This is a genomic window from Microbacterium sp. NPDC055502, assembly GCF_053643635.1.
This window is the reverse complement of sequence record NZ_JBSHKJ010000001.1, coordinates 924541-937450: the sequence shown is the minus strand read 5'-3', so window position 1 is coordinate 937450 and position 12910 is coordinate 924541. Positions and strand designations below refer to the sequence as shown.

Annotated in this window: 12 protein-coding genes; 8 read left to right on the top strand and 4 right to left on the bottom strand. The window is 71.8% G+C overall.

Annotated features, from left to right (window positions below; translation table 11 throughout):
- Positions 1-4: 4 nt before the first annotated feature.
- From ACWH95_RS04680 to ACWH95_RS04665, 4 genes are all read right to left on the bottom strand, one after another.
- Positions 5-544, bottom strand: a complete 540-nt coding sequence (locus ACWH95_RS04680; protein ID WP_454120278.1) for an N-acetyltransferase family protein — start codon at positions 542-544, stop codon at positions 5-7.
- 192 nt (positions 545-736) lie between these two features.
- Positions 737-1942: a hypothetical protein gene (locus ACWH95_RS04675; protein WP_136035574.1), complete on the bottom strand. Its 1206-nt coding sequence runs from the start codon at positions 1940-1942 to the stop codon at positions 737-739.
- 66 nt (positions 1943-2008) lie between these two features.
- The gene (locus ACWH95_RS04670; protein WP_454120277.1) at positions 2009-2926 is read right to left on the bottom strand and encodes a DUF808 domain-containing protein; all 918 of its coding nucleotides are present in this window, start codon (positions 2924-2926) and stop codon (positions 2009-2011) included.
- Between the two features lie 49 nt (positions 2927-2975).
- Positions 2976-3698: a FadR/GntR family transcriptional regulator gene (locus tag ACWH95_RS04665; RefSeq protein WP_240745299.1), complete on the bottom strand. Its 723-nt coding sequence runs from the start codon at positions 3696-3698 to the stop codon at positions 2976-2978.
- A 128-nt stretch (positions 3699-3826) separates the two neighbouring features.
- On the opposite strand from ACWH95_RS04665, the gene ACWH95_RS04660 reads away from it, so the two are divergent.
- From ACWH95_RS04660 to ACWH95_RS04625, 8 genes are all read left to right on the top strand, one after another.
- Entirely contained in the window at positions 3827-5425 is a 1599-nt protein-coding gene (locus tag ACWH95_RS04660) for an ABC transporter substrate-binding protein (protein ID WP_206252239.1), read from the top strand.
- A 78-nt stretch (positions 5426-5503) separates the two neighbouring features.
- Positions 5504-6460, top strand: a complete 957-nt coding sequence (locus ACWH95_RS04655; protein WP_454120276.1) for an ABC transporter permease — start codon at positions 5504-5506, stop codon at positions 6458-6460.
- Position 6461: 1 nt separating this feature from the next.
- Positions 6462-8513, top strand: coding sequence for a dipeptide/oligopeptide/nickel ABC transporter permease/ATP-binding protein (locus ACWH95_RS04650; protein ID WP_136031950.1), 2052 nt, complete (start codon positions 6462-6464; stop codon positions 8511-8513).
- Positions 8510-9310, top strand: coding sequence for an ABC transporter ATP-binding protein (locus tag ACWH95_RS04645; RefSeq protein WP_136031953.1), 801 nt, complete (start codon positions 8510-8512; stop codon positions 9308-9310). The genes ACWH95_RS04650 and ACWH95_RS04645 overlap by 4 nt, the downstream gene beginning before the upstream one ends.
- Positions 9311-9328: 18 nt before the next feature.
- Positions 9329-10273: a dihydrodipicolinate synthase family protein gene (locus ACWH95_RS04640; protein ID WP_136035578.1), complete on the top strand. Its 945-nt coding sequence runs from the start codon at positions 9329-9331 to the stop codon at positions 10271-10273.
- The gene (locus ACWH95_RS04635) at positions 10273-11205 is read left to right on the top strand and encodes an ROK family protein (RefSeq protein WP_247637973.1); all 933 of its coding nucleotides are present in this window, start codon (positions 10273-10275) and stop codon (positions 11203-11205) included. The genes ACWH95_RS04640 and ACWH95_RS04635 overlap by 1 nt, the downstream gene beginning before the upstream one ends.
- Positions 11202-11888, top strand: a complete 687-nt coding sequence (locus ACWH95_RS04630; protein WP_454120275.1) for an N-acetylmannosamine-6-phosphate 2-epimerase — start codon at positions 11202-11204, stop codon at positions 11886-11888. Before ACWH95_RS04635 ends, ACWH95_RS04630 begins: the two co-directional genes overlap by 4 nt.
- Positions 11885-12805 (top strand): DUF4862 family protein, encoded by a 921-nt coding sequence (locus ACWH95_RS04625; protein WP_454120274.1) that lies wholly within the window; start codon positions 11885-11887, stop codon positions 12803-12805. Before ACWH95_RS04630 ends, ACWH95_RS04625 begins: the two co-directional genes overlap by 4 nt.
- The last annotated feature ends 105 nt before the right edge of the window (positions 12806-12910 follow it).

The window sequence follows — 12910 nt, the reverse complement described above, 5'->3', positions numbered from 1 at the left end:
GGCGTCAGTCCTCGGTGCCGGGGCGCGCGTCGGGCGAGGGGCGGTCGTCGAGCACGAGCTGCAGCATGCTGAGGTCGAGCCAGCGGCCGAACTTCGCGCCCACCTGCGGCATGCGTCCGACCTCGCGGAAGCCGAGGCGCTCGTGCAGGGCGATCGACGCCGCGTTCCCGCTCTCCACCCCGCCGATCATCACGTGCATCCCGGCGGTGCGCGCGTGAGCGATGAGCTCCTCCATGAGCGCTCGGCCGATGCCGCGGCCGCGCTGATCACCCCGCACGTAGACGGAGTGCTCGACCGTGAGCCGGTAGCCGCTGTGCGGCCGCCACTGCGCGTACGACGCGTAGCCGAGCACGCCGGTGTCGTCGGCGGCGACGATCACCGGGTACCCGCGGGTGGTCCGGTCGGCGAGCCACGCGGCGCGGTCGGCGCGGTCCACCGCCTCCTCGTTCCAGATCGCCGTGGTGTGCACGACGGCGTGGTTGTGGATCTCGGTGATCGTGTCGAGGTCGGCATCGTGGGCTGGCCTGAGCTGCACGGCGGTCATGGGGTGCTCACCAGCAGGGTCGAGACGGGGATGCAGTCACGTTCCGCACTCTATCGGGGGTGACCAGCGCATCGCGTCATGGACAGGGTGGGGAACAGGCCCGCGGGGTCGAGGCCGACGGATTCGGCGCGGCCCGCCGGGGGTGAAGCGCAGCGCCCGGGCTGGTCGGGCGACCCGCCGTGGCCCCGGCGGTCAGCCGATGCGCTCGGAGTCGGACAGCGCAGCGCGGACGAGGATCGCGCGCCGCATGTCGGCCACGATCGGTTCCGAGAAGCGGGCGCGGTAGCGGCTCTCGCTCACGGCCGAGAACACGAACGGCAGCGCCGAGACGATGGCGACCAGCGTCGCCGCCTTGAGGAGGTTGACCGTGAGCGGAAGTGCCACGCCCTGCACCACGAGCGGCTGCACCACGAGCGCGTGCACCGACGTGGGATCACCCAGCCAGGTCTGCGCGAGATCCGGAGGAACGGCGATCGCCCCGATGAGCACGAGCAGCACGGCGAGCAGCAGAGCGAAGACGGCCGCCTGGACGAGGTGCGCGAGGGTCATCGCGAGCAGCATGTTGATCCGCTGCGGACGGCCGACGGTCGACGCCGGATCCGTCGACGCCGGGCGGCCCTCGGCCGGTGTGCCCCGCAGCAGGTCGCGCTCCTCGTCGACGGTGAGCGCGAGCGTCGCCGGGTCGACCTCGGTCGCGCTCACCTGCAGCACGACCGCGCCGGCGAGCGCGGCCACCACCAGTGCCAGGAGCCCGAGCGCGGACCACGACAGCACGGATGCCATCTGCCAGACCTCGACCGAGAAGAACGCGAACAGCACGAGCATGAGGATGACGGGAAGTGCGATGGTCGCCATGTGCCCGATCGCGGCGAGGTTGCGGGCTGCGAGCCTCGTGGCCCACGACAGCAGCGCGCCGCCGCCGAACGCGACCAGCAGCACGCTCCCGGCGACGATCGAGAGGGCTTCCGCGACCGGCGCTGCGGGCGCGCCCTCGGTGACGCCTCCTTCGAGCATCACGCCGGCAGCGCAGAGAGCGATGACCACCATCGCGGCCGCCGTGCGTCGAACCCCGCGCAGGTGGCGGAGCGTGACGCGCACCACGGCGAACCCGGCCCAGGCGAGGACGAGACTGGTCAGCAGCGCGGCGAGGATCGCGAACGCGAGGCCCGTGCCGTCCTTGGTCTCCACGAGCAGGTGCAGGGCGAACGAGAAGTCGTCGATCCCGTCGCCCGCGAGGGTCCAGTAGACGGACGCGGCGGCGATGAGCGGCGCCGACCGCGGCACGATGTCATGGAACCAGCGACGCCAGGGCACGAAGGTGGGGAGCCCCTGCGCCCGGAACCACCGGTCTGCAGCGAAGGAGGTGACGGTGATCGGCGACGGCGGACGTGGGCGCATCGGTGAAATCTAACATTTCACCCTCGGCATCCTCTGGTGCGACCGGTCTCCCCGGGTGCGACGCGCTCAGGCGTGGACGTCGGCGGGGGAGGTCTCGCCCTCGTGGAAGCTCGGCTTCTTGCCGAAGAGGCGCGCGATGCCCAGCACGATCCCGACGATCACGAGGCCCCACACGAGGCCGGCGATCGCGGAGATGAGGGTGTCGACGATCCACACCACGACGCCGCCGAGGGGTTCGAGCGCGTGCTCGACCGCGTGCAGCACGTCGGCCGGGGCGTGCAGGCCGACCTCGCTGAGGTTGATCAGCACCAGGTGACCGCCGACCCAGAGCATCGCGACCGTGCCCAGCACGCTGATGAAGCGGAACACGGCCGGCATCGACCGCACGATCCGGGTGCCGGTGTGGCGCACCCGCTGCACCGGGTTCTTCGCCATCTTCAGCCCGATGTCGTCGATCTTCACCAGCAGCGCGACCACGCCGTACACGGCCACCGTCATCAGCAGCGCGATCACGGCGAGGATCGCCAGTGTCGACCAGACGTCGAGGCCCTTGTCGAGGCTGGCCAGCGAGATGAGCATGATCTCGGTCGACAGGATGAGGTCGGTGCGGATGGCGCCGAACACGAGCTTGCGCTCGTCGCGCGCGCCCTCGTCGGCATGACCGTGCTGCACCCCGAACCACTCGAGCACCTTCTCGGCGCCCTCGAAGCACAGGTACGAGCCGCCCAGGATCAGCAGGTACGGGAGCACCCACGGGGCGAACGCCGTGAGCAGCAGCGCGATCGGGATGATGATGACGAACTTGTTCACCAGCGACCCGAGCGCGATCTTCCCCACCACCGGGAGCTCACGCGCCGGCGTGATGCCCTGCACGTACTGCGGGGTGACGGCGGCGTCGTCGATCACGACGCCGGCGGCCTTGGCGGAGGCCTTCATGGCCGCGCTCAGGATGTCGTCGACGACGGCGAGCAGTCCAACGGACATGGCAGTCCTCTTTCCGGTGGGGGGAAGGTCAGACTACCGACTCCCGGGGTCAGGCCCGTGCGTCCTCCGCGGTGGCGAGCACGCGCTGCAGCGGCTGGTAGTGCTCGATCACGGCCCGGCGGTACCGCTCCACGTCGCCGGCGCGTGCCGCGTCGAGCATGTCGCCGTGCGCCTGGGCGGTCTGGGTGATGTCGTCGGGCTGGGCGATGCCGAGCTGCGGGAGCACCGCGGTGTGCACGTCCCAGAACGCGCCGACGAGCTGTCCGACCAGGCGGTTGTCGATCGCGCCGAACAGCCGGGTGTGGAAAGCCCTGTCCTCTTCGAGGAAGTACTCGCCGCGCCCGGCCTTGTCGACCATGTCGGCCACGAGCTCGTCCAGCTCCGGATCCTCCTGTGCCTGGGCGGCCTCGACCACGCGCTCGGCCATCGACAGGTCGAGGGCGAGGCGCACCTCCACCACCTCGCGCAGCGCCTGCAGCGACCCCTCGGGCGAGAGCACGCCGCGGAACACGAGCGCCTCCACCATCGGGTCGAGCGACATCGGGCCGACGTAGGTGCCGTGGCCGTGGCGGACGTCGACGATGTCGAGGGTGGAGAGCGTGCGGATGGCCTCGCGGACGGAGGAGCGCGACACGTCGAGCTCCTCGCACAGCTCGGCCTCGGTGGGCAGCGGGTCGCCGGGGGTGAGCCCGCGCGTGAGGATGAGCTGCTTGATCTGGTCGGCCGTCGTGGCACGGCGCATGCGCGATGCCCTCCCCGTGGTGGACTTCATGGGGCCCCTCTCGTGCCTGACAGAAAACGCTCCGATCATCTCACTCTTGTGATCTGATCGAACGTGTGTTTAGAGTACATCAGACATCAGATGTCCTCAAGATGTCCCCCCTTCACCCTGGAGCACACATGAACCGACACATCACCCGCCGCCGCGCGGGTCGATTCGCGATGGCGGTCGCCGGCACGGTCGCCGCGTCCCTCGCCCTCGCCGGCTGCGGCGGCGGCGCCGCCAGCACGCCGGACGAGAGCCCCGCCGCGAGCGAGGTCGACCCCGACGGCATCATCGAGGCCGGCATCTCCTACACGCTCAACGGCAGCTTCGACCCGATGGTCGCGTCCGGCGCCGTCACGGTCTCCGCCAACTGGCACATCTTCGAGGGCCTCGTCGACCTCGACCCGGTCACGCAGGAGGCCGCCCCCGCGCTCGCCGCCGACTTCCCGACCAAGGTCGACGACACCACCTACGAGATCGACCTCCGCGAGGGCGCCACGTTCCAGAACGGCGACCCGGTCACCGCCGACGACGTGGTCTTCAGCTACGAGCGCGTGCTCGACCCGGCCAACAACTCGCTGTTCCGCTCGTTCGTCGACTTCATCGACACCGTCACCGCCGTCGACGAGGACACCGTCCGCATCACCACCGACTACCCGTTCTCGCTGATCGACGACCGCCTCGGCGTCGTCAAGATCGTGCCGAAGGCCGTGGTCGAGGCCGACCCCGAGGACTTCGGTGCCCACCCGATCGGATCCGGCCCGTACTCCCTGGTCTCCGCGGTGCCCGAGGACAAGCTCGTCTTCGAGCGCTACGACGACTACAACGGCCCGCGCCCCGCGCTCGCCGCCGGCATGAACTGGAACCTGCTCGCCGACGCCTCCGCCCGCGTCACCGCGATGTCGACCGGCACCGTGCAGGCCATCGAGGACGTGCCCTACATCGACGCCGACGCGCTCGCCGCCTCCGCCGACGTGGAGAGCGTGCAGTCGTTCGGCCTGCTGTTCATGATGTTCAACACGAAGGCCGCGCCCTTCGACGACGTGCGCGTGCGCCAGGCGCTGCACTACGCGCTCGACATGGACAAGATCATCGAGACCGGCATGCTCGGCAACGCCACCCCCGCCACCTCGTTCCTGCCCGAGGACTACCCGAACTACCACGAGGCGTCCACCGTCTACACCTACGACCCCGACAAGGCGAAGGAGCTGCTCGACGAGGCCGGGGTCTCCGACCTCGCCATCACGCTCCGCATGACCGACACCGGCTGGGTCAAGGAGGTCGCCCCGCTCATCAAGGAGTCGCTCGACGCGATCGGCATCGACACCACGCTCGACATCAGCCAGTCCGCGTCGATGTACGAGAAGATCGACTCCGGCGACTACACCGTCGCCATCGCCCCCGGTGACCCGTCGGTGTTCGGCGTCGACCCCGACCTGCTCATGAACTGGTGGTACGGCGAGAACGTCTGGACCCAGACGCGCACCGCCTGGGCCGACTCGCCCGAGTACGCCGAGCTGCGCACGCTGCTCGACACCGCCGTGACCCAGGAGGGCGACGAGCAGCAGAAGACCTGGGACCAGGCGTTCGACCTGATCTCCGACCAGGCCGTGCTGTACCCGCTGTTCCACCGCAAGCTGCCCACCGCCTGGAGCAGCCAGGAGCTCGTCGGCTTCCAGCCCGTCCCCACCACCGGCCTGTCGTTCCTCGACGTCGGCGTGGCGGCGAAGTAGCCCCGGCCCCACCCCGCGGGGGCGCGCTCGCCCGAAGAGCGCGTCCCCGCCACCACCCCCACCCGGAAGGAGCGGCACGTGTCCAACACGCTCCGCCTCATCGGCCGGCGACTGCTGCAGCTGCCGCTGATGATCCTCGGCATCACGTTCCTGGTCTTCTTCGTGATGTCGTTCTCGCCCGTCGACCCGGCGCGCACCGCGCTCGGCGAGACCGCGTCCCCCGAAGCCCTCGAGGCCTACCGCGAAGAGCACGGACTGAACCTTCCGCTGTTCGTGCGCTACGTGAACTTCCTGTTCGGCCTCGTGCAGGGCGACCTCGGCACCTACTCCGCCCGCAGCCTGCCCGTGATCGACGAGGTGGCCCGCGCGTTCCCCGTGACCCTGGCGCTGACCTTCCTCGGCCTGCTCATCGCGGTGATCGTGGCGTTCGCGATCGGTGTGCTCGCCGCCGTCTACCGCGACCGCTGGCCCGACCAGGTCATCCGCGTGTTCGGCGTCGCCGCCCTCTCCACGCCCTCGTTCTGGCTCGCGATCCTGCTCATCCAGCTCTTCACGCTCGGGCTCGGACTGCTGCCGGCGTCCGGCCCCCTGCCCGACTCCTGGACCGATCCGTCGGGCTGGCTCGCCCGCATGACGCTCCCCGCCGTCGCCCTCGCCGTCCCCGTGATCGGCCAGCTCTCGCGCGTCGTACGCACCTCGATGGTCGAGGAGCTCGACCGCGACTACGTGCGCACCGCGCTCGGCGCCGGGATCCCCCGCGTGATCGTGGTCGGCCGCAATGTGCTGCGCAACGCCCTCATCACCCCCGTCACCGTGCTCGGCCTGCGCATCGGCTACCTGCTCGGCGGGGCCGTGGTGATCGAGATCATCTTCGCGATCCCCGGCATGGGAACGCTGATCCTCAACGGCGTCACCAACAACGAACCCAACCTCGTGCAGGGAGTGACGCTCGCGGTCGCCCTCGCGTTCGTCGTGATCAACATCATCGTCGACCTCCTGTACGTGCTCATCAATCCTCGAATCCGGGCGGTGTGACATGCGACGCAGACTCACGGAACGACTCTCCGTCCCCGGCCTCCGCTGGGGCCGCCTCTCCCTCGGCTCGATCATCTGCCTGACGGTGCTCGCGCTCATCGCGCTGGCCGCCGTCCTGGCGCCGCTGATCTCGCCCTACGACCCGCTGGCCTCGGGCACCCCCGTGCAGCCGCCGAGCCCCGAGCACTGGTTCGGCACCGACCGTCAGGGCCGCGACATCTTCTCGCGCCTGGTCTACGGCGCCCGCTACTCGCTCGTGATCGGCCTGGGCGCGACCCTCGTGGCCCTCGCCGTCGCCTGTGTGCTCGGCACGATCGCCGCGACCGCGCCCAAGTGGATCTCCGAGACGCTGATGCGCGTCATGGACGTCATCATGTCGTTCCCCGGCATCGCGCTCGCCGCCGTGTTCGTGGCCGTGTTCGGCAAGTCCCTCCCGGTGCTGGTCCTCACGATCGCGTTCCTCTACGTGCCCCAGCTGACCCGCATCGTGCGCGCCAACATCCTCGACCAGTACGGCGAGGACTACGTCTCCGCCGTGCGGGTGATGGGAGCGGGCACCCCGCGCATCATCGTGCGGCACGTCGCCCGCAACGCGATGGCCCCCGTGCTCGTGTTCGCCACGGTGCTCGTCGCCGACGCGATCGTGTTCGAGGCCTCGCTGTCGTTCCTCCAGGCCGGGGTGCCCGACCCCGAGCCGTCCTGGGGCAACGTGATCGCCGCCGGCCGCAACCTCCTCATGAGCGGTGCGTGGTGGGCGACCTTCTTCCCCGGCATCCTCATCATGATCACGGTCCTGTGCCTCAACATCCTGTCCGAGGGCATGACCGACGCGATGGTGTCGCCGCGCGCCCGCAAGGTCACCGCGGACGCCGCGAACACCGAGGAGTCGACGCAGGAGCTGGAGGCCGCGGCCGCCCCCGACGACACGCACGTGATCCCCACCGTCGACACGTCCGTGAACCTGTCCGTGCCCAGCGGCGTGCCCGACGTGCTCGTGCCCACCGCCGAGACCGTGCCGCTCGCCGCACGCCTGGCCGAGCTGCGCGCCCGCGAGCTCGACCGCACCGACCGCCTCGTCTACACGGGCGATCAGGCGCCGCTGCTCGAGGTGCAGGACCTGTGCATCTCCTTCCCGCGCCACGGCGACGTGAACGTGGTCGACCACGTCAGCTTCACCGTGCGCCCCGGCGAGACGATGTCGCTCGTGGGCGAGTCGGGCTGCGGCAAGTCCATCACCTCGCTCGCGATCATGGGCCTGCTCGACCCGAAGGCCGACATCCGCGGACGCATCCTGTTCGATGGCAAGGACCTGCTGCAGATGTCCCCGAGGGAGCGCAACGCCCTCCGCGGACACGACATCGCGATGGTCTACCAGGACGCACTGAGCTCGCTGAACCCGGCGATGCTGATCCGCTCGCAGATGAAGCAGCTGACCTCGCGCGGCGGCACCCGCACCGCCGAGGAGCTGCTGGAGCTGGTCGGGCTCGACCCGCAGCGCACCCTCGCCTCGTACCCGCACGAGCTGTCGGGCGGTCAGCGGCAGCGCGTGCTGATCGCCATGGCCCTCACGCGCGACCCGCGCCTGGTGATCGCCGACGAGCCCACCACGGCCCTCGACGTGACCGTGCAGGCCCAGGTCGTGGAACTGCTGATGCGGCTGCAGCGCGAGCTCGGCTTCGCGCTCGTGTTCGTGTCGCACGACCTCGCCCTGGTCGCGGAGCTGTCGCACCGCATCACCGTCATGTACGCGGGGCAGGTGGTCGAGCAGGGCACCACGCGCGAGGTGCTCACGCAGCCGGTGCACGAGTACACGCAGGGCCTCCTGGGGGCCGTGCTGTCGATCGAGGCCGGATCCGACCGGCTGCACCAGGTGTCGGGCGTCGTGCCGTCGCCACGCGACTTCCCCGCGGGCGACCGCTTCGCGCCGCGCTCGTCCGACCCCGCCCGGTACGCGGGTGTGGAGCCCGTGCGGCGGCACATCGAGGGCACAGAGCACTACTACTCCGCGCATCCCGACGATGCGCCCGTCGAGGCGATCGGAGCAGGACGATGAGCGACCCCGTCATCCAGCTGCAGGACGTGCACGTCCGCTACAAGACCCGGGCGTCGTCGCTGTTCCGGCCCCGCTACGTCGACGCGCTCGACGGCGTCTCCCTCACGGTGCGCCGCGGCCAGACCCTCGGCATCGTGGGCGAGTCCGGATCGGGCAAGTCGACCTCGGCCAAGGTGCTGATCGGACTCGAGAAGCCCACCAGCGGGCAGGTCGTGTTCGACGGCGAGCCCGTGCGCTCGTTCACCCCCGCCGTGCGCAAACGCCTCGGACGCATCCTCTCGGTGGTGTTCCAAGACCCCGCGACCGCGCTGAACGCCCGCATGACGGTGCGCGACGCGCTGCTCGACCCGCTGCAGGTCCACCGCCTCGGCACCGCCGCGACCCGGTCGCGGAAGGTGCGCGACCTGGTCGGGCTCGTCGGGCTCCCCGCCTCCGCGCTCGACGCCCTGCCCAGCCAGCTCTCGGGCGGGCAGCGGCAGCGCGTCGCGATCGCCCGCGCGCTGGTGCTCGACCCGCAGGTGATCGTCGCGGACGAGCCCACCTCCGCGCTCGACGTGTCGGTGCGCGCGCAGATCCTGAACCTGCTCACCGACCTGAAGGAGCAGCTCGGCCTCGGCATGGTCTTCATCTCCCACGACATCCAGACCGTGCGCTACCTCTCCGACGAGATCGCCGTGATGAACAAGGGGAAGGTCGTCGAGTTCGGCGACGCGGCCCGCGTGTTCGACGATCCCGCCGATCCCTACACCAGAACGCTGCTGGGCGCCGCGCCCTCGCTGCTCGAACCCCACCACTGAAACGACCGGAACACACACATGTCCTCTGCTTCCCCCGCCCCTTCGTTCTCCGGCGTCGTCCCTCCCGTCGCCACCCCGCTCCTCCCGGACGGCACGATCGACCACGCCTCCCTCACCCGGCTCGTCGAACGGCTGATCGACGAGGGCGTCTCCGGCCTCTTCGCGCTCGGCTCGACCGGGGAGACCGCGTACTTCACCGACGACCAGCGCGTCGAGCTGCTGCGCACGATCGTCGCCGCGAACGCCGGCCGGGTGCCGGTGATCGCGGGCGCCATCGAGCTGACCGCCCCGCGCATCATCGAGACCGCCCGCCGCCTGGTCGAGGCGGGTGCGCAGGCCATCGTCACCACCGCCCCGCTGTACACGCTCAACTCGGCCGCCGAGGTCGCCGACCACTTCCGCACCATCGCCGCCGCGATCGACGCCCCGCTGTGGGCCTATGACGTACCCGTCCGGGTGCACACGAAGCTCGGGGTCGACCTGCTCGTGCAGCTGGGCACCGAGGGCGTGATCCAGGGTGTGAAGGACTCCTCGGGCGACGACGTGTCGTTCCGCCGCCTGGTCGCCGCGAACGAGGCGGCCGGCCGCCCGCTGCAGCTGCTCACCGGGCACGAGGTCGTGGTCGACGCGATGGCCCTGGTCGGCGCGGCCGGCGTGGTCCCGGGCCTCGCGAACGTCGAGGCCGCGGGCTACGTGCGCCTGTGGAACGCCGCGCAGCAGGGCGACTGGACGGCCGCCCGCGCCGAGCAGGAGCGCATCAACCGCCTGTTCGACATCGTGTTCCAGCCGCGGGGCCTCTCCGGCGACGCGACCGGGGTCGGCGCGTTCAAGGCGGCCATGCACGCCCGCGGCATCATCGACCACGCGACCATGGCCGACACGGTGCAGGCGCTCGACGCCGACGCGGTCGCCGGCATCCGCGCCATCCTCGACGAGCTCGGGCTGCTCCCGGTCGCGGTGTGATGGGCGAGGTCGTCCTCGCCGTCGACATCGGCGGCACCAAGACGGCCGCGGCGGTCGCCGACCGTTCGGACGTGCTGCTGCGCACCGAGGTGGCCCCCACGCCCGCCGCCGAGGGGCCGGCCGCGGTCGTCGCGACCGTGGCCGCGCTGGCCGAGCGGCTGCTCCCCGATGGCACGACGCTCGCGGGTGTCGGCATCGGCACGGCCGGGGTCGTCGACGCGTCGACGGGCACCATCGTGTCGGCCACCGACACGTTCGCCGACTGGCCGGGCACCCCGCTCGCCGCCCTCGTGCGCGCGGCCCTCGGTCCGCGGCTGCAGCCCGACGCCGTGGTCGCCGTGCAGAACGACGTCGACGCCCATGCCGCCGGGGAGCACCGCCACGGCGCGGCGTCCGGGGCCGCGAGCGCCCTGATCGTCGCGGTCGGCACGGGCGTCGGCGCCGGGCTGATCCTCGACGGCCGCGCGGCGCGCGGCGCCCATCACGTGGCGGGCGAGATCGCGCACCTCCCGACACCCGGGGCCGAGCATCTGCGCTGCCCCTGCGGTCGCCGCGGTCACCTGGAGGCGATCGGCTCCGGCATCGGCATGCACCGGCACTTCCTGTCGCTCGGTGGCGACCCCACGATCCGCGACGCCCGCGGTGTCGCGACCGCGGCCGCCGCCGGAGACCCCGTGGCCCGGCGCGCGCTCGAGGAGTCCGCGGCCGCCGTGGGCCGTGCGCTCGCGGGTGCCGCCACGATCCTCGACCCGGAGCGCTTCGTCGTCACCGGGGGCGTGCCGAACATCGGCGAGGCGTGGTGGGGTCCGATGCGCGCCGCGTACCGCGCCGAGGCCATCGACGCGCTGCAGTCCACCCCGATCCTGCCGGGTGCGCTCGGCGATGACGCACCGCTGCGGGGAGCCGCCGCATCGGCCTGGAGGAACTCATGAGATTCACCGACACCATCGACCGGCTGTGCGGCGGCCTGATCGTCTCGTGCCAGGCCTACCCCGGCGAGGCCATGCGCGACCCGCGCACCATGGCGCAGGTCGCCGCGGCCGCCCTCGCCGGCGGTGCTGCGGGCATCCGGGTGCAGGGCATCGACGACATCCGCGCGGTCGCCGACCTCCCGGTGCCGGTCGTCGGCCTGTGGAAGGACGGCGAGTCCGACGTCTTCATCACCCCGACCCTGGCACACGCGCAGGCCGTGGCGGATGCCGGGGCCGACATCGTCGCGATCGACGGCACCCGTCGACCGCGGCCGGACGGCCTCACGCTCGCGCAGACGATCGCCGGGCTCCGCGCCCACACCGACGCGCTGATCATGGCCGACTGCGGCTCGCTCGACGACGCGGTCGCCGCGGAGGAGGCGGGGGCGGACCTGCTCGGCACCACGCTCTCCGGGTACACGGGCGAGCGGCCGAAGACCGACGGGCCCGACCTGGAGCTGATCGAGCTGATCGCCGGGCGCTGCACCCGTCCGATCGTGGCGGAGGGCCGCGTCCACCGCCCGGAGCACGCCGCCGCGGCCCTCCGCGCCGGTGCCGCCTCCGTGTGCGTGGGCACCGCGATCACGCACCCGTCCACCCTCACGTCGTGGTTCGTCGACGGCATCGCGGAGGCCAGGGCGTGACCGCACCGCTGCTCGTCAGCGCCTACCCGCTCTCGCCCGCCCACGCCCAGTGGGATCCGGCGCTGGAGGCCGAGCTGCTGCCGGCGCTCTGCGCCCTTCCCGGGGTCGCGGGGCTCGAGGTGCCGTGGATGGGCGGCCTCCACCCGCACGACGACGACTGGTTCCTCGCGCACGTGCCCGGGGTGCCGCTCGCGGTCACGCCCGTGCCGTTCGTGATGCGCCGCGTGGGGGAGGACCCCCGCTACGGTCTCGCGTCGCCCGACGCCGAGGGCCGTGCGGCCGCGGTCGCCGATCTGCGCCGGGTGGCCGCCGACGTCGTCCGGCTCCGCGACGAGAGCGCCGCCCACGTGGCGGTGGTCACGCTGCACACCGCGCCGCGCGCGACCGGAGACGCCGCCGCCCTCGCCCGGTCGCTCGACGAGGTGACCGCGCTCGACTGGTCCGGCGCCGTCCTGGCGATCGAGCACTGCGACGCGCACGTGCCGGACCGGACGCCCGAGAAGGGGTTCCTGCCCCTCGCGGACGAGATCGCCGCGATCCGTCTGGCCGACGTCCCGGTGGGGCTGTGGCTGAACTGGGGGCGCTCCGCGATCGAGCTCCGCGATGCCGACGCGGTCACCGCGCAGATCGCCGACGCCGCGGCGTCCGGCCTGCTGACCGGGCTCGCCCTCTCCGGCGCCGCCCCCGTGGAGAGCCCCTACGGGTACCCGTGGATCGACGCGCACCTCCCGATCGCGGAGACCCACCCCGCGTCGCGCTCTCTGCTCGACCGCGCCCACGTCGCGGCGGCCCTCACCGCCGCCGGCGACGTCGCGTGGCTCGGCCTGAAAATCGCGCGACGCCCCGACGACCGCACGGTCGCCGACATCCTCCGCACCGCCACCGCGAATCTGGACCTCGTGCGCGCCTCCGCCTGAGCCGTCGAAAACTCACAGCCCGCTCCCAGCCCCGCGGGACCAAAACGGGGACGGTACGGGTTCTCCTCTATGACGCCGCAGCCAGCGGCGCCGGACAAGGAGCCA

What these genes read in the sequence shown, in the direction of transcription:
- ACWH95_RS04670 (WP_454120277.1), bottom strand. Translation starts at nt 2,926, where the DNA reads ATGTCCGTTGGACTGCTCGCCGTCGTCGACGACATCCTGAGCGCGGCC.
- ACWH95_RS04665 (WP_240745299.1), bottom strand. Translation starts at nt 3,698, where the DNA reads ATGAAGTCCACCACGGGGAGGGCATCGCGCATGCGCCGTGCCACGACG.
- ACWH95_RS04660 (WP_206252239.1), top strand. Translation starts at nt 3,827, where the DNA reads ATGAACCGACACATCACCCGCCGCCGCGCGGGTCGATTCGCGATGGCG.
- ACWH95_RS04680 (WP_454120278.1), bottom strand. Translation starts at nt 544, where the DNA reads ATGACCGCCGTGCAGCTCAGGCCAGCCCACGATGCCGACCTCGACACG.
- ACWH95_RS04650 (WP_136031950.1), top strand. Translation starts at nt 6,462, where the DNA reads ATGCGACGCAGACTCACGGAACGACTCTCCGTCCCCGGCCTCCGCTGG.
- ACWH95_RS04645 (WP_136031953.1), top strand. Translation starts at nt 8,510, where the DNA reads ATGAGCGACCCCGTCATCCAGCTGCAGGACGTGCACGTCCGCTACAAG.
- ACWH95_RS04675 (WP_136035574.1), bottom strand. Translation starts at nt 1,942, where the DNA reads ATGCGCCCACGTCCGCCGTCGCCGATCACCGTCACCTCCTTCGCTGCA.
- ACWH95_RS04630 (WP_454120275.1), top strand. Translation starts at nt 11,202, where the DNA reads ATGAGATTCACCGACACCATCGACCGGCTGTGCGGCGGCCTGATCGTC.
- ACWH95_RS04640 (WP_136035578.1), top strand. Translation starts at nt 9,329, where the DNA reads ATGTCCTCTGCTTCCCCCGCCCCTTCGTTCTCCGGCGTCGTCCCTCCC.
- ACWH95_RS04635 (WP_247637973.1), top strand. Translation starts at nt 10,273, where the DNA reads ATGGGCGAGGTCGTCCTCGCCGTCGACATCGGCGGCACCAAGACGGCC.